The sequence below is a fragment of the Haemophilus parainfluenzae genome, from assembly GCF_900450995.1.
Classification (GTDB): Bacteria; Pseudomonadota; Gammaproteobacteria; order Enterobacterales; family Pasteurellaceae; genus Haemophilus_D; species Haemophilus_D parainfluenzae_O.
The window spans coordinates 1,849,136-1,868,571 of sequence record NZ_UGHY01000002.1 but is presented as its reverse complement, the minus strand read 5'-3'; the positions used below and the strand labels follow the sequence as shown (position 1 = coordinate 1,868,571).

At 38.6% G+C, this 19,436-nt stretch carries 14 protein-coding genes and 3 pseudogenes; 8 read left to right on the top strand and 9 right to left on the bottom strand.

All coding sequences use genetic code 11. The features are described from left to right. Nucleotides 1-2 precede the first annotated feature (2 nt). From DX522_RS09505 to rnb, 4 genes are all read left to right on the top strand, one after another. Nucleotides 3-938 carry a Kdo(2)-lipid IV(A) acyltransferase gene (locus DX522_RS09505; RefSeq protein ID WP_115180613.1) on the top strand — a complete coding sequence of 312 codons (936 nt, stop codon included), beginning with the start codon at nucleotides 3-5 and terminating at the stop codon, nucleotides 936-938. Nucleotides 939-1,179: 241 nt separating this feature from the next. Continuing rightward, nucleotides 1,180-1,935 carry a Nif3-like dinuclear metal center hexameric protein gene (locus DX522_RS09500; RefSeq protein ID WP_115180612.1) on the top strand — a complete coding sequence of 252 codons (756 nt, stop codon included), beginning with the start codon at nucleotides 1,180-1,182 and terminating at the stop codon, nucleotides 1,933-1,935. Nucleotides 1,936-2,019: 84 nt separating this feature from the next. Further along, nucleotides 2,020-2,808, top strand: coding sequence for an SDR family oxidoreductase (locus DX522_RS09495; protein ID WP_115180611.1), 789 nt, complete (start codon nucleotides 2,020-2,022; stop codon nucleotides 2,806-2,808). A gap of 65 nt (nucleotides 2,809-2,873) precedes the next feature. Further along, nucleotides 2,874-4,853, top strand: coding sequence for an exoribonuclease II (gene rnb / locus DX522_RS09490; RefSeq protein WP_115180610.1), 1,980 nt, complete (start codon nucleotides 2,874-2,876; stop codon nucleotides 4,851-4,853). 197 nt (nucleotides 4,854-5,050) lie between these two features. Here the strand turns inward: rnb and DX522_RS09485 are convergent, their stop codons facing one another. The 3 genes from DX522_RS09485 to malQ are packed head-to-tail and all read right to left on the bottom strand — an operon-like array spanning nucleotide 5,051 to nucleotide 11,300. Beyond that, a complete protein-coding gene (locus DX522_RS09485) occupies nucleotides 5,051-6,715 on the bottom strand; it encodes a PTS transporter subunit IIBC (RefSeq protein ID WP_115180609.1) in 1,665 nt (554 codons plus the stop codon). 10 nt (nucleotides 6,716-6,725) lie between these two features. Further along, complete coding sequence (locus DX522_RS09480) at nucleotides 6,726-7,517, bottom strand: endonuclease/exonuclease/phosphatase family protein (protein WP_115180608.1); 792 nt, start codon at nucleotides 7,515-7,517, stop codon at nucleotides 6,726-6,728. Between the two features lie 9 nt (nucleotides 7,518-7,526). Further along, the gene (malQ, locus tag DX522_RS09475; RefSeq protein WP_115180607.1) at nucleotides 7,527-11,300 is read right to left on the bottom strand and encodes a 4-alpha-glucanotransferase; all 3,774 of its coding nucleotides are present in this window, start codon (nucleotides 11,298-11,300) and stop codon (nucleotides 7,527-7,529) included. A 195-nt stretch (nucleotides 11,301-11,495) separates the two neighbouring features. On the opposite strand from malQ, the gene DX522_RS09470 reads away from it, so the two are divergent. The 3 genes and pseudogenes from DX522_RS09470 to DX522_RS09460 all read left to right on the top strand — a co-directional run bounded on the left by DX522_RS09470 (nucleotide 11,496) and on the right by DX522_RS09460 (nucleotide 13,482). Then, on the top strand, nucleotides 11,496-12,209 hold the full coding sequence (locus tag DX522_RS09470) for a UTRA domain-containing protein (protein WP_115180606.1): 714 nt from the start codon (nucleotides 11,496-11,498) through the stop codon (nucleotides 12,207-12,209). A 113-nt stretch (nucleotides 12,210-12,322) separates the two neighbouring features. Beyond that, nucleotides 12,323-12,676 carry a helix-turn-helix domain-containing protein gene (locus DX522_RS09465; protein ID WP_115180605.1) on the top strand — a complete coding sequence of 118 codons (354 nt, stop codon included), beginning with the start codon at nucleotides 12,323-12,325 and terminating at the stop codon, nucleotides 12,674-12,676. Beyond that, a pseudogene (locus DX522_RS09460) lies at nucleotides 12,661-13,482 on the top strand (IS3 family transposase). Before DX522_RS09465 ends, DX522_RS09460 begins: the two are co-directional and overlap by 16 nt. A gap of 51 nt (nucleotides 13,483-13,533) precedes the next feature. On the opposite strand, the gene tehA reads toward DX522_RS09460, so the two are convergent. After that, nucleotides 13,534-14,478, bottom strand: coding sequence for a dicarboxylate transporter/tellurite-resistance protein TehA (gene tehA / locus DX522_RS09450; RefSeq protein WP_115180603.1), 945 nt, complete (start codon nucleotides 14,476-14,478; stop codon nucleotides 13,534-13,536). Between the two features lie 157 nt (nucleotides 14,479-14,635). Beyond that, nucleotides 14,636-15,924: pseudogene (gene serS, locus DX522_RS09445) on the bottom strand (serine--tRNA ligase). A 238-nt stretch (nucleotides 15,925-16,162) separates the two neighbouring features. Between serS and DX522_RS09440 the strand changes: the two are divergent. Next, the gene (locus DX522_RS09440; RefSeq protein WP_115180602.1) at nucleotides 16,163-16,381 is read left to right on the top strand and encodes a YdcH family protein; all 219 of its coding nucleotides are present in this window, start codon (nucleotides 16,163-16,165) and stop codon (nucleotides 16,379-16,381) included. A gap of 58 nt (nucleotides 16,382-16,439) precedes the next feature. Here DX522_RS09440 and DX522_RS09430 read toward each other — a convergent pair. From DX522_RS09430 to DX522_RS09415, 4 genes and pseudogenes are all read right to left on the bottom strand, one after another. After that, a pseudogene (locus DX522_RS09430) lies at nucleotides 16,440-17,258 on the bottom strand (IS3 family transposase). After that, nucleotides 17,246-17,599 carry a helix-turn-helix domain-containing protein gene (locus DX522_RS09425; protein WP_115179798.1) on the bottom strand — a complete coding sequence of 118 codons (354 nt, stop codon included), beginning with the start codon at nucleotides 17,597-17,599 and terminating at the stop codon, nucleotides 17,246-17,248. Before DX522_RS09425 ends, DX522_RS09430 begins: the two are co-directional and overlap by 13 nt. A gap of 79 nt (nucleotides 17,600-17,678) precedes the next feature. Then, nucleotides 17,679-18,557, bottom strand: a complete 879-nt coding sequence (locus tag DX522_RS09420) for a DMT family transporter (RefSeq protein ID WP_115180600.1) — start codon at nucleotides 18,555-18,557, stop codon at nucleotides 17,679-17,681. Further along, nucleotides 18,557-19,357: a hypothetical protein gene (locus DX522_RS09415; protein WP_115180599.1), complete on the bottom strand. Its 801-nt coding sequence runs from the start codon at nucleotides 19,355-19,357 to the stop codon at nucleotides 18,557-18,559. Before DX522_RS09415 ends, DX522_RS09420 begins: the two co-directional genes overlap by 1 nt. Nucleotides 19,358-19,436: the final 79 nt, after the last annotated feature.

The window sequence follows — 19,436 nt, the reverse complement described above, 5'->3', positions numbered from 1 at the left end:
TTATGAAAAACGAAAAACTCCCTCAATTTCAACCGCACTTTCTTGCACCTAAATACTGGGGCTTTTGGCTTGGTGTGGCGATTTGGCGAAGCCTTTTGTTACTTCCCTATCCAATTTTACGTCACATCGGCAACGGCTTAGGCTGGCTTTTCTCAAAACTAAAAGTGGGAAAACGTCGTGCTGCAATTGCCCGTCGAAATCTTGAGCTCTGCTTCCCAGAAATGCCTGAGCAAGAACGTGAAGCCATTTTGCAAGAAAACTTACGTGCCGTTGGTATGGCAATTATTGAAACTGGCATGGCGTGGTTTTGGTCTGATGCGCGCATTAAAAAATGGTCAAAAATTGAAGGCTTAAATTATTTAAAAGAAAATGCTCAAGACGGCATTATCTTTGTGGGTGTTCATTTCCTCACTCTTGAGTTAGGCGCGCGTATTGTGGGCTTACATCATCCTGGAATAGGTGTTTATCGTCCTAACGATAATCCAGTACTCGATTGGTTACAAATTAAAGGTCGTTTACGTTCAAATAAAGATATGCTGAACCGAAAAGATCTACGTGGAATGTTCAAAGCTTTACGTAAAGGTGAAACCATTTGGTATGCGCCCGATCATGATTACGGCAGAAAAAATGCGGTATTTGTGCCTTTCTTTGCTGTACAAGAAGCGGCAACTACGACGGGGAGTTATTATCTACTTAAATCCGCACCAAATTGCAAGGTCGTGCCATTTGCTCCATTACGCAATAGAGATGGCTCAGGCTATACGGTCAGTATTTCTCCACCAGTGGATTTTTCTGATCTTTCAGATGAAACTGCAATTGCTGCAAGAATGAATAAAGTCGTGGAAAAAGAAATCTTAAAAGGTGTGGAACAATACATGTGGCTACATCGTCGATTTAAAACCCGTCCAACTGAAGATGAGGCAAGTTTATATTCATAAGTGCGGTTGATTTTTCATCTGTTTTTGAATGCTAAAACGACATATCGAAAATAAGGAAAATTTTCCTTATTTTTTTCTTGATCTTTATATAATTAAATATATAATGAATCTCGTTTTAGATAGTAAACTTGTGTTATGACAAACACACTACTGGCTAGTGCATTCCCCCACTCCTTTTGCACTAGCCATTTTTTTTGAAATCTCTTACCATATCTCACCTTTTTCTTTTTTCTTAGAAATCATGAACAACCTAGAACTTGAACGTTTACTAAACGAAAAACTTAGCACAGACAGAATTAACGATTATGCGCCTAACGGTTTGCAAGTAGAAGGCAAAGCGGATATCAAAAAGATCATCACGGGTGTCACCGCAAGCCAAGCACTAATTGATTATGCTGTTGCACAACAAGCTGATGCGATACTTGTCCACCATGGCTATTTTTGGAAAAGTGAAAATCCATGTATTCGCGGCATGAAAGGCAAGCGTATCAAAACCTTACTTGTGAATGACATCAATTTATATGGCTACCATTTACCCTTAGATGTTCACTCTGAATTAGGCAACAATGCAAAACTTGCTCAGTTATTAGGGATTAGCGATCTTCAACCTTTAGAAAATAGCTCAACCAGTATTCCTGTTTGGGGAACGTTAAAAGAGCCCATTACCGCTGAAGAATTTGCGCAACGTATTGAACAAGTACTTCACCGTAAACCATTAATTTGCACCGAAAATGGACCGCACTTAATCCGTAAAATTGGCATTTGTACTGGTGGCGGACAAGGCTATATTGATTTAGCTGCAGCACAAGGTTGTGATGCCTTTATTACCGGTGAGGTTTCGGAGCAAACCATTCACTCTGCTCGTGAGCAAGGTATTCATTTCTTTGCGGCTGGTCACCATGCGACTGAACGCTATGGCATTAAAGCGTTAAGTGAATGGCTAGCGGCTGAATATGGCTTGGATGTAGAATTTAAAGATATTGATAATCCGGCCTAACTGGTACAAAGTGTGATTGATTGCCGAAAGCACACAAAACAAGTATAATCTCGTCGATTTTTTAACTCAAACATAGGAAAAAATATGGGTTTCTTAACTGGTAAACGTATTTTAGTGACAGGTCTTGCAAGCAACCGTTCTATCGCTTACGGGATCGCAAAAGCAATGAAAGAACAAGGCGCTGAGCTTGCTTTCACTTATTTAAATGATAAATTACAACCACGCGTAGAAGAATTTGCAAAAGAATTTGGTTCTGACATCGTATTACCTTTAGACGTAGCGACCGATGAAAGCATCCAAAACTGCTTTGCTGAATTAAGCAAACGTTGGGAAAAATTTGATGGTTTCGTACACGCTATCGCATTCGCACCAGGCGACCAATTAGATGGTGATTATGTAAACGCAGCAACTCGTGAAGGCTACCGTATTGCTCACGACATCAGTGCATTCAGTTTCGTTGCTATGGCACAAGCGGCACGTCCTTACTTAAATCCAAATGCAGCGTTGTTAACCCTTTCTTACTTAGGTGCTGAGCGTGCAATTCCTAACTACAACGTCATGTGTTTAGCGAAAGCGTCTCTTGAAGCGGCAACTCGCGTAATGGCAGCGGATTTAGGTAAAGAAGGTATTCGTGTGAATGCGATTTCTGCGGGTCCAATCCGTACTTTAGCGGCATCAGGTATTAAAAACTTCAAGAAAATGCTTTCTACCTTTGAGAAAACCGCTGCATTACGTCGCACTGTCACTATCGAAGATGTGGGTAACTCAGCGGCATTTTTATGCTCTGATTTAGCATCGGGTATTACTGGTGAGATCGTTCATGTTGATGCAGGTTTCAGCATCACCGCAATGGGCGAATTAGGCGAAGAATAATTTTTCGTACAATCTATTTTTAGGCAGGCTTTTCAGTCTGCCTTTTCTCTTTTTTAAATATAACTATGTTCCAAGATAATCCATTACTCGCACAACTTAAGCAACAAATCCACGATAGCAAAGAACACGTTGAAGGCGTGGTAAAAAGTACTGATAAAGCCTATGGTTTTTTAGAGTGCGATAAAAAAAGCTACTTTATTGCCCCACCCTCAATGAAAAAAGTGATGCACGGTGACAAAATCAAAGCCACCATTGAAAAGCAAGGCGATAAAGAACAAGCTGAACCTGAAGAATTAATTGAGCCAATGCTCACGCGCTTTATTGCCAAAGTGCGGTTCAATAAAGACAAGAAATTGCAAGTTTTAGTAGATCACCCAAGTATCAACCAACCCATTGGTGCGCAACAAGCTAAATCCGTCAAAGAAGAATTACAAGAGGGCGATTGGGTGGTTGCTAATTTAAAAACGCACCCATTACGTGATGATCGCTTTTTCTATGCCACTATCAATCAATTTATCTGCCGTGCTGATGATGAATTAGCCCCTTGGTGGGTGACATTAGCACGTCATGAGCAATCTCGTCATCCTGTGCAAGGTGCAGAAAGTTATGAAATATTAGATCAACAAACTCGCGAAGATCTGACCGCACTTCATTTTGTCACTATTGACTCTGAAAGCACGCAAGATATGGACGATGCTCTTTACATCGAACCTATCGAACAAAATGGTACCCAAACCGGCTGGCGATTAGTCGTTTCGATTGCAGATCCTACGGCTTACATTGCATTAGATTCACAAATTGAAAAAGATGCGAAACAGCGTTGTTTCACTAATTATTTGCCAGGCTTTAACATCCCAATGTTGCCACGCGAATTATCTGATGAATTATGTTCGTTAATCGCAAATGAAACGCGTCCAGCCCTTGTTTGTTATATCGAAACGGATCTTGAAGGCGATATCACAGCTAAACCGCATTTTGTTTCGGCTTATGTTCAATCTAAAGCGAAATTGGCTTACAACAAAGTGTCGGATTATTTAGAACAGGCGGATAACGCATGGCAACCGGAAACACCAGAAATTGCACAGCAAATTGATTGGCTACATCAATTTACTAAAGCACGTATTCAATGGCGTAAAACGCATTCTCTTTTATTTAAAGAGAAACCAGATTACTCCTTTATTCTCGCTGAAAATGGCAAAGTGAAAGAAATTAAAGCAGAATATCGACGCATTGCAAATCAAATCGTGGAAGAATCCATGATTATTGCTAATATCTGTGCGGCTCAATTCTTGGCTGAACAAGCACAAACTGGTATTTTTAATACGCACTCTGGGTTTGATAAGAAATTTTTAGAAAACGCACATAATTTCTTAATGGCAAATTTAGCTAATGAAGAAAATCAAGCCGAGCTTGCAGAGCGTTATTCGGTAGAAAATTTGGCAACCTTAAAGGGTTATTGCCAAATGCGTCATGATATTGAACCGATTGAAGGTGATTATTTAGAATTCCGTTTACGTCGTTATTTAACCTTTGCGGAGTTTAAATCCGAACTTGCTCCACATTTTGGGCTTGGATTAGAAGGTTATGCGACCTGGACATCGCCTATCCGTAAATATTCCGATATGGTGAATCATCGTTTAATTAAAGCCGTGCTCACACAGCAAGCTTGTGAAAAACCACAAGATGAAGTGCTTGCTCGGTTACAAGAAGCACGCCGCCAAAATCGCTTAGTTGAGCGTGATATTGCAGACTGGTTATATTGTCGCTATCTTGCTGATAAAGTCGAAGAAAATGCTGAATTTGATGCAGAAGTGCAAGATGTGATGCGTGGTGGATTACGTATGCAATTATTAGAAAATGGGGCATCCATGTTCGTACCAGCTTCTACATTGCATCCGAATAAAGATGAAGTGCAAGTGAATGCTGATGAATTAGCACTGTATATTCAAGGGGAACGCCGTTACAAAATCGGGGATTTAGTGAAAGTAAAACTCACCGAGGTTCGAGAAGAAACTCGCAGTATTATTGGTCAATTAATCATTTAATGACCACTTTCCTTTTAACACTATAAATACCGCTCGTTACACAACGGGTGGTATTTTTTTATAGTACAGAAATTATGGAAATGTTTTCTACGTTGATAGTATTTGGGGATAGATTAAAGATGAGCAATATCGATATAAGGTATTAATATGATATCCCCGCCTTAAAAAGCGGGGATAAAATGAATGTTTAGGCTAAATTACATTTTAGGAATTTCTACGCCCGATGAAAGCACGTCTTGAATATCAGATTTTAAGACATCTGCTTTTGGTCCATAAATCGCTTGGATACCAGAGCCTTTCACGATAAAGCCCATTGCACCGGCTTGTTTCCAACTTGCTTCATCACCCACTAACTCTGGATTATGTACGGTGATACGTAAACGTGTCATACAAGCATCAACATCTGCAATATTATTACGTCCACCAAGTAAGTTGATAATTTGAATAACTTGCGCGCTAGCATCCGCAACTTTTGGCTCATTACTAGAAGCTTCATCTGAACCTTTCGCATCATAGTTACCATTACGGCCTGCTGTCGCGAGATTAAATTTCTTAATCATAAAGTTCGCGATAAAGAACATAGCCACTGCAAAGAGGATAGATACCCAAATAAAGTTAATCACATCCATACCGATACCGGCTTTAATCGCCATTGGTGTACGTGTCAAGAACTCAATGTTACCGAATGAATGCACACGTAAGTCAACAATATCTGCCATGGCGAAAGCACAACCTTGTACTAACGCATAAACAATATAAAGTGATAATGCGACAAACATAAACATGTATTCAATTGGTTCAGTCACACCTGTTAAGAACACCGCAAGTGCAGAAGAAAGGAAAATACCTTTATAGAGTTTTTTCTTGTCTTCATCCACATTGATATACATGGCGAGCGTCAAGCCCATTAAGATACCGCTTGAACCAATCATTTGCCCTACTTTGAATCGAGCTGGTGTCACGGTTGAAAGTAGCTCGTTATATTGGATTACATTACCCGCGTCTTTAAGGTTAATTAAGTCAGAAATCCATGCTAGCCATAGTGGATCTTGACCAAATACTTGTTTACCTTGTTGTACACCTGTTAAGAATTCATAAGTACCTCCTAATGAAGTATAGTTCATTGGGATAGTCAACATGTGGTGTAAACCAAACGGAAGTAATAGACGCTCTAAGGTACCATAAATAAATGGTGCTAAAATTGGCGCTGAGTTTTGTGAGTTAGCAATCCATTGACCGAAATAATTAATTCCTGTCTGAACTAAAGGCCAGAATAATGATAGGAAGATCGCCACTAATACAGAACGATAAATAACAACGAAAGGAACGAAGCGTTTACCATTAAAGAACGTCAGTACTTCAGGTAATTTACGGAAATTGTAGTAACGGTTAAAAGTTGTTGCACCCACAAAACCAGCGATAATACCAACGAACACACCCATATTTAACGCAGGTTGCCCAAGCACATTCACAAAGTAATTCGCCACAGGAATTTCACCGGCCAATACTGTACTTACATGTGCATTTGGATCCGCTAGCATTTCAAGTTTCACACCGAAAAAGTTACCGGTAATTAAGTTAATTAAAATGAAAGCCAGGCCTGCTGCAAATGCCCCACCCGCACGCTCATTTGCCCAGCTACCACCAATCGCTAAAGCAAATAATAAATGAAGGTTACCAATAATCCCCCAACCAATTTGGGCGATAATATTTCCGACAAGCGCTAGCCATTTCGCATCGCTAATCAAAGGCAGTGAGTTACCAATACTCACCATTAAACCCGCGGCTGGCATCACAGCAATCACAACCATTAGGCACTTACCGAATTTTTGCCAAAATTCAAAACTGAGCATTTTTTTCATATTGATTCTCCTACAAGATGAGAGCTACTTCTACGCCAAAATGGTCGGAAACAATCGGTTTATTTTTACCATTAAAAATAACCTGACTGGATAAAACCCTTTTTGCTTGGTTTAAAAAAATATAATCTAATCGCTTTTCTTCACTATGACCTTTCCAACCGTCAATCGCTTTCTCCACAGTGATACCGCTATCCTTTTGCTCTGCCATTTCAAATGTATCGAATAAGCCTAAGGATTTAATCTGCTGGTAAGCTTGCTGATCGCTTATTGCATCAGTATTGAAATCCCCCATCAGGATTTTAAGATTCGCACTTTGACTTCGCTCTACAATATAACGAATATTATCAAGTTGTTTTTCATCATCACAATTTGGCAAATTGATATGGCAAGAATAACATTCAATTAACTGGCCTTGATATTCTACCGTCAAGCCAATGATTTTACGCGAGAGAATCGAGTCAAGACGTTGATGTTGGCTACAATAAAACGCATCAACATCATAAACGGGCAAGCGCGTTAAAAACACAATGCCCTCATCATATTTATCGTAACCAATATGCGAATTGCTCCAAAAAAGCGAGTATTTCTGTGCAACTCGTTGATTGATTTTATTTAACAGAATGACACCATAGTTATCTTGCTTTAACGTTGGCGAAATAGCAGGAGACGACATCAATTGATTAACCTCTTGTAAGGCAATGATGTCATAACCCTTTTCCACAATAGTCTCAGCAAGAATCTCTATTTTTTCCGCTTGGTTAGCTTCTAACCAAGCGTGTACATTCAGGGTAAGTAGTTTCATTGCTTCCCCTTAGCCCTCACAATGCCAAATGTCTGCATTATATTGAGCGATCGTGCGGTCAGATGAGAAGAAGCCCGCTTTTGCGATATTGTGAACGACTTTCTCATTCCAACTATCTTGATCTTCATAATCGGCTAAGATTTGTTCTTTCGCTTCAACATAAGCATTAAAATCAATTAACGTCATAAACCAGTCTTTATTCAATAATTCATTATAAAGACGTTCTAAACGTGTTTTATTGCCTAATTTCACTACGGCAGGATTCAGAATAAAATCGACCGCTCTTTTAATCTCTTTGTCGTTTTCATAATACTCTTTTGAAACATAACCTGCTGTTTCATAAAGTTTAATAATGCTTTCTGAATCTTTACCGAATGTATAGATATTTTCAGCACCGGCTAATTCTGCAATTTCAACATTAGCGCCGTCCATTGTGCCTAAGGTTAACGCGCCATTCAGCATAAATTTCATATTACCAGTACCGGAAGCTTCCTTAGAGGCAAGTGAAATTTGTTCTGAAATATCGGTTGCAGGAATCAGTTTTTCCGCCACGCTCACATTATAGTTTTCCACTAAATGGACGTTTAAATACTTATTCACTTCAGGATCATTATTGATTAACTCAGATAAACAAAGAATTAAGTGAATAATATCCTGTGCAATGATATAAGCGGGTGCCGCTTTTCCGCCGAAAATCACGGTAATTTTACGTTTTGGTAATTTACCTGCTTTAATTTCTAAATATTTATGAATCACGTAAAGCGCATTCATTTGTTGGCGTTTATATTCATGGAAACGCTTAATTTGCGTATCAATGATTGAATTTTCATCTAAATCAATACCTTTATTTTCTTTAAGGTATGCTTTTAATGCCAATTTGTTTTCAAACTTAATTTTCGCTAATTGTTGATGAACCTTTTTATCATCTTTAAAGGCTAACAATTTTTCTAATTTTGTTGCATCATGCAAATACTCATCGCCAATCAATTCTTTGATGTAAGCCGCTAATGCTTGGTTAGAAAACTCTAACCAACGGCGGAATGTAATACCGTTTGTCTTATTATTGAATTTTTCGGGATATAACGCATAGAACGCTTTAAGTTCTGAATTTTTCAAAATCTCTGTATGTAATGCCGCCACACCATTCACAGAATTTGAAAAGTGGATATCCATATGCGCCATATGCACACGTTTTTGTTTATCAATAATTTGTACGGCAGGATCTTTATACTCGGCACGCACTAATTTATCTAATTTTTTAACGATCATCACTAAATGAGGCACCACTTCATCTAGATAATCTAACGGCCATTTTTCTAGCGCTTCAGCCAAAATCGTATGGTTGGTATAGCCCACCATATTACGTACAATTTCAACCGCTTCTGCAAATTTAATCTGATGTTTTTCCGTTAATAAGCGAATTAATTCAGGAATCACCATTGAAGGGTGAGTATCATTGATCTGAACATACGCATAATCGGCTAAATCATGTAAATTACTGCCACGAGCAATCGCTTCATCAATTAATAACTGTGCCGCATTTGATACCATAAAGTATTGTTGATAAATACGCAGTAATTCCCCATTTTTATCTGAATCATCTGGATAAAGGAATAATGTTAGATTTTCTTCAATCGCAGTTTTATCAAACTCAATACCTTTTTTAATCAGTTTAGGATTCATTGATTTAATATCAAATAAATTGAGATAGTTTTTCGTGTCTTTCTTATAACCTAGAATATCAATACGATCTAGTTTAGAGGTTAACGTAAATTTCTTAAATGGCACCTCATAGCTAATATCCGTTGGAATTAACCAAGAATTATCTTCAATCCAATCATTAGGCTCCGCATGTTGTTCATTCTTTTTGAAGACTTGTTTGAATAACCCATAATGATAATTTAAACCTACCCCCTCAGCATTTAAGCCAAGTGTAGACATGGAATCAATAAAACAAGAAGCCAAACGCCCTAAACCACCATTTCCTAAAGATGGTTCAGGCTCAATATCTTCAATATGGCTTAATGATTTACCCGCACTTTCTAATTCTCCTTTAATATCTTGATACACACCAAGGTTAATCAAGTTATTAGAAAGTAATTTACCGATTAAAAACTCTGCTGAGATATAGTAAACCTTACGTTTACCCGTGTTTTTAGGTTTATCTGCAGAAAGTGCTTTTACGTAATTTAATAATTGAATATAAGTTTCTTTATCACTTAATTGCTCAAGCGATTTATTGGTTTCGTTTTTTACAAATGTACTAAATTTAATCATTGGGTTTTCCTGATTAGCACGTTGATATAACGTGGTCATTTTTGCTAAAAAGTCTTTTTTATCTTGTGTTAAATCTGATTGCTGCATTCTCCATTGCCAGTTTCCACCAATTGTTGAAGGAACATTCATTCTTGAACTATCAGGCAAATCTAAAACATCTTGCATTGTGGCAATCGCTGTATTGCTGACCGTTGCAAAGAGCTGACGAATCATTGCTTGGCAAATCAACTCATCATTATGACGGTGCGTATAATCATTGATATATTGCTGCTGTTGGGCGGTAAGACCGTTATACCAACCATTGGTCACATCATTATCATGCGTGCCTGTATAAGCAATAGAATGCGGTATGCAATAATGCGGGCTATCTAAGCTTTTTCCGCTGATATCTTCAAAACCAAATTGTAGGATCTTCATGCCTGGGTAATTACAATCTGCAAGCAGTTTTCTGGCTTTATCATCAATATTACCTAAATCTTCGGCAATAATCGGTAAATTGCCCAATTGCTCTTTAACAGCTTTAAATAAATCATAGCCTGGACCTGGCTGCCAACTACCATATTTGGCAATATCGGCTTTTCCATCCACTTGCCAATAATCGGAAAAACCTTTGAAATGGTCAATGCGAAGTACATCATAAATTTTGAAGCTTTCTTCAATACGATGAATCCACCACGCATAGCCTTGTTTTTTATGCTCTTCCCAATCGTAAAGCGGGTTACCCCAAAGCTGCCCCGTTGCACTGAATTGATCAGCAGGAACCCCTGCGACAAAAAGTGGGTTACGTTCTTTATCTAATTGGAAGAGTTCCGGTTTTGTCCAAACTTCTACGCTATCTGCCGCCACATAAATCGGCATATCACCGATAATCTTAATGCCCCTTTGATTCGCGTAATCTTTTAATTCGCTCCATTGTTTGAAGAAGAAATATTGCGTCACTTTAAAGTACTGAATTTGATCCGCTAACATAGTACGATATTTTTCTAATGTTTTTGGATCACGCGCTACCGCTTTTTTATCATCCCATTTCTGCAATGCTTGATTGCCGAAATGCTCTTTAATTGCCATAAACTCAGCAAAATCGTCTAGCCACAAGCGGTTGTTTTTCTCAAAATTCTTGAAATCAACTTGGAATGATTGATTCGCTAAAAAATTTTTCACTGCCGTTTCTAAAATTGGACGGCGCGCATAGAAGATTCGTTCATAATCCACACTAGTTGGATCTTCACCAAAATTGACTGATGCATAATCAGCTTCTTTCAATAATCCCATTTGAGCTAATAAATCAAAATCAATAAGGTGAGTATTACCTGCAATTGCAGAGAAAGATTGATAAGGTGAATCACCATAACTGGTGGTGGTAAGTGGAAGAATTTGCCAATACGTTTGTTTAGTTTCAACTAAAAAATCAACAAACTCATAAGCTGATTGCCCAAAACTACCAATACCGAATGCATTTGGTAGCGAGGTAATGTGCATAAGAACACCACTTGAACGAGTAAGCATAATATTTCCTCTAGGAAGTCATGATTTTGGCTCATTCTAACCTAAACATATTTTAACGCAATAACTTTTACGTAAAAGTTTAAAACATTTTCGTAAAATAGTGATATTTATCACATTTTATACGTATAACATTTTGGGTTTTATGATATGCTATAGCTATACCTATGTAACGAACGGTCGATAAAAGGATTAAAAATGAGTAAGTACAAGAAGGTTTATAACGATATAAAAACCCAAATTAACAGTGGTAATTTAGCGCCATTGCAAGAACTTCCGAGTGAAAATGAACTCATGCAAAACTACGGTTTTTCCAAAGATACTATTCGAAAAGCGCTTTCTCTACTTGAAATTGATGGCTATATTCAAAAGCAACAAGGTCGAAATTCGATTGTTTTAGAGCATGACTTATCTAAGCCACAAATGCTTTCTGAAATTAAAACCGTTAGCGAATTAAACAGTGCCTCAACACACCAAGTAAAAACGACATTAACCAGCTTGTATATTGTGCAAGGCGAAGAAGAATTGATGGATATCTTTAATGTCAATGATCAGATCGATTTCTACCGCATTGCTCGTCTCCGTGAAATTGATGGTGAAGCGGTTGAGCATGAAGTGTCTTATTTTGATCGCCGCATCGTGCCTTTTATTAGCCGAGAAATCGCAGAACACTCTATTTATCACTACTTGGAAAACGAATTAAAATTAAAAATTAGCCACTCACAACGAAAAATTGTCTTTCGCTATGCAAACGAAGAAGAAAAAAACGCGATAAATCTAGGTGAGTATAACATGGTTGTGAATGTGACGAGTACCACTTATTTGGCTGATGGGCGACCGTTTCAATATGGGAGTATTAGTTATCGACCAGATAAAATTGCGTTTACATCAACAGCAAAACGGCATGTCTAGTTTTTTTGTAAATGATAAGTTGTGATTAAAAATTCATAAAAAAGTGCGATCATTTTGATCTGCACCCCAAAAGTTGGACTCAACAAACCAACAATTGAGGTGCAGATTTTTTTATGGGTAAACACTACGCAATCGAATTTAAATTACAGGTTCTTCAACCTATTTTGAATGGGAAAATGAGTATTAGAGAAGCCGCGCGTTTTTACAATATTCCTTCCAACGCCCTAGTCAGGACATGGTTGAAACGGTTTGAAAAAAGTGGCATAAAAGGACTGATTCCCCGTAAACCATCAGGACGACCGCCAATGAAACCCAAATATGCAAAAATGCCACCGCCACCCAAAACTGAAGAAGACCGTTTACGCCTGAGAATTTTACAGCTTGAAGCGGAGGTGGCCTACCTAAAGGAGTTGAGAAGGCTCAGGCTTCAGGACGAAGCCGAGCAACGGAAATTATCCAAAGGTTAAGAACACGTTATCCGTTAAAATGGCTTTTAGGCTTTGCACAGTTAGCGCGTAGTACGTTTTTTGCGAAACGTCAGATTAAACCGGATAAGGATGAGCCGCTGAAAAAGGCCATTAAACGCATCAAAGCCAATCATCCTGATTATGGCTACCGACGTGTTCATGCCAGCTTGCCAGGCGTGAATCATAAAAAAGTTCAACGTTTAATGCAGACACTTGGGCTTCAAGTGCGGTCAAGAAAAAGCAAGAAATTTACGACCTATCGTGGCACGATAGGGGTGATTGCCCCAAATCATATTGAACGTAATTTTAGCGCAACAGCCCCGAAACAAAAATGGGTGACCGATATCACCGAGTTTAAGGCGAAAGATGGGAGTAAAGTCTATTTATCCCCAATTTTAGACTTATTTAACAATGAGATAGTCTCCTATAATCTCAGCTATTCCCCAAACTGGGCGCAAGTAGAGGACATGTTAATGCAAGCTGTCAAAGGATTAAATAAAGCTTGTGGTGTCATTTTGCATTCAGACCAGGGATGGCAATATCAAATGGTAGCTTATCGTTGAATCTTGGCTGAATATGGCATTATTCAAAGTATGTCAAGAAAAGGGAATTGCTTGGACAATGCCGCGATGGAAAGTTTCTTTGGGCGATTAAAAACGGAATGTTTTTATGGTCGAGAATTTAAAACAAAAGAAGAGATAGTTGATGCTGTCATAAATTATTTGGATTACTATAATCATCGACGGATTCAACTAAAATTAAAAGGACTGAGTCCGATACAATATCGAAAACAATCCTTTAAATAACAGTCTAACTTTTTGGGGTCAGATCATTTTTAACCGCACTTTTTGTTTAAACTACTTTAACCAAAATTGTCCTTTTAAGAGCTTTCCTATCGTCATCAGTACTAGCCCACCAATCATCAAGTTAGCAAAGATAAACGCACCGTTTGCCAACCCGCTAAGTACGTTATGATGAACAAAATAAACTGACCCGTTTGCTAAAGAAGCTAATCCGAATGAAAAAGACCAAAAACCAATATTCATCCCTTTTTCACTAATCCAAGGGAAAAGTCGAATTAAAAAGAACATTTGTAAAAAGCCGTATCCCCATAAGAGCTTAACGAAAAGATCGATCTCTCCCCCATTAATCGATAAGTAAGCCGAGGATCCCACGAATGCTGGGGCGAGAATGATCCCCATGGTTGGACGAAATTGTGGTTCAATTTGCAACACGCGTAAACGTTGGAATAACACCGGTTCATAAATAATCCAAGCAATCATCCCTGCACCTAAGAACAAATAGCCTAAATCTTGATAGCCTAGTAAGGCTAATGATGAGGCACTTGTAAAGTTAGTCGCCACAGAGGGCAAATAAAACGGTGGCAATGTCGATTTTTCCTCAAATGTGCCATCTTTCCATAACGCACTAATACGAACTGAAGCAAACAATAATTGCCCAATTGTCCCGCTCCAAATTAATCCCTCACCAATGAGAGGAAACCAACGATACAGAATATCCCCGCTTAACATCGTTGTAATCGGTATTAAGGCAAGAAAAGAAAAACGTATCGGACAGCAATATTCATCGCGTACTTCGTGAGAGAAATAAATCATTTTATAAATATAAAGCAAGACGAAAAGTGCCCATACTGAAACAGACGTTACGCCAATAATATCACTCACATTCCGAGAAAAAGAGAGCGTATCGCCCATATGCAGCCAAGCTAAAGACAAGGCACCTAAACCTAATGGAATCGCAAAATACCCTGTTGGTAATGGAAATGGTCGTTTATCAGTCATTATTATTCTCCTAAAAATTGATACCTTATAAGATTACCTCTAAACGCATGAGTATTGATGTGGATTTATCTCAAAGACTAGAATAAAAATCTCATTTCTCTAAATGAAAGAAAGGGCTAATAAAAATTAGCCCTAAATTGAATTAATATATTTTTGATTATTTGCAGATCACTTCTAATCCGCCCATGTAAGGACGTAATACTTCTGGCACCGTAATTGAACCGTCTGCATTTTGGTAGTTTTCAAGCACGGCCACTAATGTACGACCTACTGCCAAACCAGAGCCATTCAATGTATGCACTAAGCGAGTTTTCTTATCCCTTTCGCTTTGCAACGTGCTTGCATACGACGCGCTTGGAAATCCCACATGTTAGAGCAAGAAGAAATCTCACGGTAAGTATCTTGTGCAGGCACCCACACTTCTAAGTCGTAAGTTTTGCAAGAACCAAAGCCCATATCACCAGTACAAAGTAATACTTTACGATATGGTAAATTTAAAAGTTGTAATACTTTTTCTGCATGGCCTGTTAATTCTTCAAGCGCTTCCATAGATTTATCTGGATCTACAATTTGTACCATTTCCACTTTATCGAATTGGTGCATACGAATTAAACCACGGGTATCACGACCATAAGATCCTGCTTCAGAACGGAAACATGGTGTATGTGCAGTCATTTTGATTGGCAAATCTGCTTCATCAACAATCACATCACGGACAAGGTTAGTGACCGGCACTTCCGCTGTTGGGATTAATGCGTAAGGTTGTTCACCTTCTAGCGCTAAAGTATGGAATAAATCTTCACCAAATTTTGGTAATTGACCTGTTCCATAAAGAGTCGCATGGTTAACTAAATAAGGTACATAAGCTTCTAAATAACCATGTTGTTCGGTATGAAGATCTAGCATAAATTGTGCTAATGCACGGTGCATTTTAGCAATTTGGCCTTTCATTACCGCAAAGCGCGCACCCGCTAATTTAGCCCCTGCTGCAAAATCTAAGCCATTGGCATCTTCACCTAATGACACGTGATCTTTGATCTCAAAATCAAATGTACGCGGCGTACCCCAACGTAAAATTTCTTTATTTTCAGTATCATCTTTACCTAATGGCACTTCATCTGCCGGGATGTTTGGAATGCTTAACGCGATTTGATTGATTTCTGCTAACACGGCATCAAGTTGAGTTTTCGCTTCGTTAAGCTGTTCGCCCATGTTATCTACTTCAGCCAATAATGGTGCAATGTCTTCACCACGTGCTTTTGCCGCACCAATAGCTTTAGAACGCGCGTTACGCTCTGCTTGTAATGTTTCAGTTTTTACTTGCAAATCTTTGCGTTGTTCTTCTAATGTGGTAAGTTTTTCCGTATCAAGAATAAAGTTACGTTTTACTTTTAATTTTTCTGCTACTTCAGCCAGATTATTACGGAGTAAATTTGGATCGATCATTGGAATTCCCTATTTTTCATTATAAAACAGATACCTTTATTCTAGCGTGCTTTGAGCAAATAAACCAGTTAAAACCCTGATTTTTCTTTTATTAATCTCGTCAAAAACATCTAATTTTATGACCGCCCTTAGCCATGATTTAATTTTGTGATCTCTGTCAAATTCTGAGAATGAGACACTAGAAACAGCAAAAAAAAGTTCTATAATGAAAATGAACGTTAACCAAGAGGAGTAACCTATGTTTCCTGAATTTCGCGATTTAATCACTAAGCTTAAAAACAAAGATGCTTATTTTGATCGCTTGTTTGAAAAGCACAATACATTAGACCAAGAGATCAAAAATAAGATTGATAACATAGAACTCGCAACTCATACGGAAATTGAGAACTTGAAAAAAGAAAAATTACGGATTAAAGACGAGCTCTATCAATACTTGAAAAAGAAAGCAGCTGAGTAATTGGTTTAATGTAAAGACAAAGTGCGGTGAAATTGATCTGACCCCAAAAGTTAGACTGTTATTTAAAGGATTGTTTTCGATATTGTATCGGACTCAGTCCTTTTAATTTTAGTTGAATCCGTCGATGATTATAGTAATCCAAATAATCTCTGACAGCATCAACTATCTCTTCTTTTGTTTTAAATTCTCGACCATAAAAACATTCCGTTTTTAATCGCCCAAAGAAACTTTCCATCGCGGCATTGTCCAAGCAATTCCCTTTTCTTGACATACTTTGAATAATGCCATATTCAGCCAAGATTCAACGATAAGCTACCATTTGATATTGCCATCCCTGGTCTGAATGCAAAATGACACCACAAGCTTTATTTAATCCTTTGACAGCTTGCATTAACATGTCCTCTACTTGCGCCCAGTTTGGGGAATAGCTGAGATTATAGGAGACTATCTCATTGTTAAATAAGTCTAAAATTGGGGATAAATAGACTTTACTCCCATCTTTCGCCTTAAACTCGGTGATATCGGTCACCCATTTTTGTTTCGGGGCTGTTGCGCTAAAATTACGTTCAATATGATTTGGGGCAATCACCCCTATCGTGCCACGATAGGTCGTAAATTTCTTGCTTTTTCTTGACCGCACTTGAAGCCCAAGTGTCTGCATTAAACGTTGAACTTTTTTATGATTCACGCCTGGCAAGCTGGCATGAACACGTCGGTAGCCATAATCAGGATGATTGGCTTTGATGCGTTTAATGGCCTTTTTCAGCGGCTCATCCTTATCCGGTTTAATCTGACGTTTCGCAAAAAACGTACTACGCGCTAACTGTGCAAAGCCTAAAAGCCATTTTAACGGATAACGTGTTCTTAACCTTTGGATAATTTCCGTTGCTCGGCTTCGTCCTGAAGCCTGAGCCTTCTCAACTCCTTTAGGTAGGCTACCTCCGCTTCAAGCTGTAAAATTCTCAGGCGTAAACGGTCTTCTTCAGTTTTGGGTGGCGGTGGCATTCTGGCATATTTGGGTTTCATTGGTGGTCGTCCTGATGGTTTACGGGGAATCAGTCCTTTTATGCCACTTTTTTCAAACCGTTTCAACCATGTCCCGACTAGGGTGTTGGAGGGAATATTGTAAAAACGCGCGGCTTCTCTAATACTCATTTTCTCATTCAAAATAGGTTGAATAACCTGTAATTTAAATTCGATTGTGTAGTGTTTACCCATAAAAAAATCTGCACCTCAATTGTTGGTTTGTTGAGTCCAACTTTTGGGGTGCAGATCAAATTTACCGCACTTTTTTGTTTTAAGAGGTTTTGCTTTTTTGAGAGCCAAGATAAATTGCGACTAATGTCAGCACCGCACCCGCCCATTGCCAATGATTGATGGGCTTATCCAAGCCAAAATAATCAATCACGAGCGCCACCACTGGTTCAGAAAGAAGCAATAAACCGGTTAAGCCTAACGATAAATAAGGGATTGTATAAGCAATCATGCCCCAGGCGACACATTGCATCACCGCGCCATAAATGAAGACCAATCCCCAATCGGTGAAAGTCGTAGGATAAAGATTATCAGGATTAAAAATTAGCGAAGGAATAATTAAGACGAAAGCACCACTCAGGCTCAGAATAAACATTAATGGAAATAAAGCGGTGGGTTCTTCTCCGTGCACTTTTTTAATCATAACCATTGAGGCCGCAAGCATGCCTGCAGAAATGAGCCCAATGATAATGCCGTACATCCCTTCAAAATTATGTTGTAGTTCTTCCCCTGTGATTAAGACAACACCCACAACCGCTAAAAATAGACTTAACATTTGTAGTTTGCTTTGACGTTCGCCAAAGAATAAATACCCAATTGCCGCCAAGAAGAAAATCTGTAAGCTATTCAGCAACGTTGAAATACCAGGCCCTACCGAATATACACTTTCATGCCAAAAAGATAAATCAAAAGCTAAAAAAATTCCGGCTAATACGGCATACATCATCGCTTTACGGCTTTTCGGAAAACGCTGTCTTTTTAATTTCATTACAAACCAGAAAATAAAAGAAGCAATGAGTAAGCGCCAAAATGCAATGGCATAACCACCTACTGGCACAAATTTCACAATCAGGCTTCCTAAACCGAATAGCACGCAGCCCACGACTAACATCGGGGCAGCGTAAGATTTTACTTTATCCATTAAATAAACATCGCCCAGACTGGCAAGCTACTAGCCATAAAGAATAAGATGAGTAGGCTGTTATAGCTGAGTTTCCATTTATTTACACTGTGTAAGAGCAATACACCCGCTATAACTAAGTGAAGCAGAAAATAAATGCCGTATGCGAAAACGTTCGAAAAAACGACCGCACTTGTGCCTTGATAAATAATAAAAATCAGTACTGCCAACGCATTAAGCGCAAGCAGTAAAATCATCAATAATGGTAGTAATGCAATGAAACCTTGCAGACGATTACGAGAAACAGACAAACATAAATTCGCTAACAATACGCCCATTAAAGCTTGTGCCAGTGGGTTATATTGCACGAAATTCGGTGTTGGATTGCCGAAGAAAATCATCAAATAGGCAATGACACCCAATCCACTCACCAAAGATGCCATTAAGAGAAAACCACAGCGAGCGACTTCATCTTTAGGTTGTTTCCACACTGCATATACGGCAGATAACCCGCATAAGATGACAATATCAGTCATCACGTAATGATGTGGTGAGGCTAAGCTCATCCCAAGCCAAACGAACCAATAAAGCGCAAAACATACATTTGCTTTAATTAAACGTCCGCGCTGCCCTGGGCAAATTTCCCCTTTAATAAAGGCAACTAAACAAAGCAATTGGGCAATCAGCACGCCAAAGGCTAAATGAGGAATCAATTTTTCAGCAAGTTGCAAAGATTCTATAAAAAAATCGACCATTAATAGCAACCCAATTGGCAATATCGCAAGAAATGCGGCCAAGGGTTTGGATTGTTCTTCTGACATAAAATTCTCGATTAGAAAAAGAAGGCGTCATTATGCCAAAATTTACGGCTTTTTTTAATGGCTTTCGTGCATTTTGCCT

Excerpts from the sequence above, each read along its gene's own strand:
- DX522_RS09505 (WP_115180613.1), top strand. The coding sequence starts at position 3 with ATGAAAAACGAAAAACTCCCTCAATTTCAACCGCACTTTCTTGCACCT.
- DX522_RS09500 (WP_115180612.1), top strand. The coding sequence starts at position 1,180 with ATGAACAACCTAGAACTTGAACGTTTACTAAACGAAAAACTTAGCACA.
- DX522_RS09495 (WP_115180611.1), top strand. The coding sequence starts at position 2,020 with ATGGGTTTCTTAACTGGTAAACGTATTTTAGTGACAGGTCTTGCAAGC.
- rnb (WP_115180610.1), top strand. The coding sequence starts at position 2,874 with ATGTTCCAAGATAATCCATTACTCGCACAACTTAAGCAACAAATCCAC.
- DX522_RS09485 (WP_115180609.1), bottom strand. The coding sequence starts at position 6,715 with ATGAAAAAAATGCTCAGTTTTGAATTTTGGCAAAAATTCGGTAAGTGC.
- DX522_RS09480 (WP_115180608.1), bottom strand. The coding sequence starts at position 7,517 with ATGAAACTACTTACCCTGAATGTACACGCTTGGTTAGAAGCTAACCAA.
- malQ (WP_115180607.1), bottom strand. The coding sequence starts at position 11,300 with ATGCTTACTCGTTCAAGTGGTGTTCTTATGCACATTACCTCGCTACCA.
- DX522_RS09470 (WP_115180606.1), top strand. The coding sequence starts at position 11,496 with ATGAGTAAGTACAAGAAGGTTTATAACGATATAAAAACCCAAATTAAC.
- DX522_RS09465 (WP_115180605.1), top strand. The coding sequence starts at position 12,323 with ATGGGTAAACACTACGCAATCGAATTTAAATTACAGGTTCTTCAACCT.
- tehA (WP_115180603.1), bottom strand. The coding sequence starts at position 14,478 with ATGACTGATAAACGACCATTTCCATTACCAACAGGGTATTTTGCGATT.
- DX522_RS09440 (WP_115180602.1), top strand. The coding sequence starts at position 16,163 with ATGTTTCCTGAATTTCGCGATTTAATCACTAAGCTTAAAAACAAAGAT.
- DX522_RS09425 (WP_115179798.1), bottom strand. The coding sequence starts at position 17,599 with ATGGGTAAACACTACACAATCGAATTTAAATTACAGGTTATTCAACCT.
- DX522_RS09420 (WP_115180600.1), bottom strand. The coding sequence starts at position 18,557 with ATGGATAAAGTAAAATCTTACGCTGCCCCGATGTTAGTCGTGGGCTGC.
- DX522_RS09415 (WP_115180599.1), bottom strand. The coding sequence starts at position 19,357 with ATGTCAGAAGAACAATCCAAACCCTTGGCCGCATTTCTTGCGATATTG.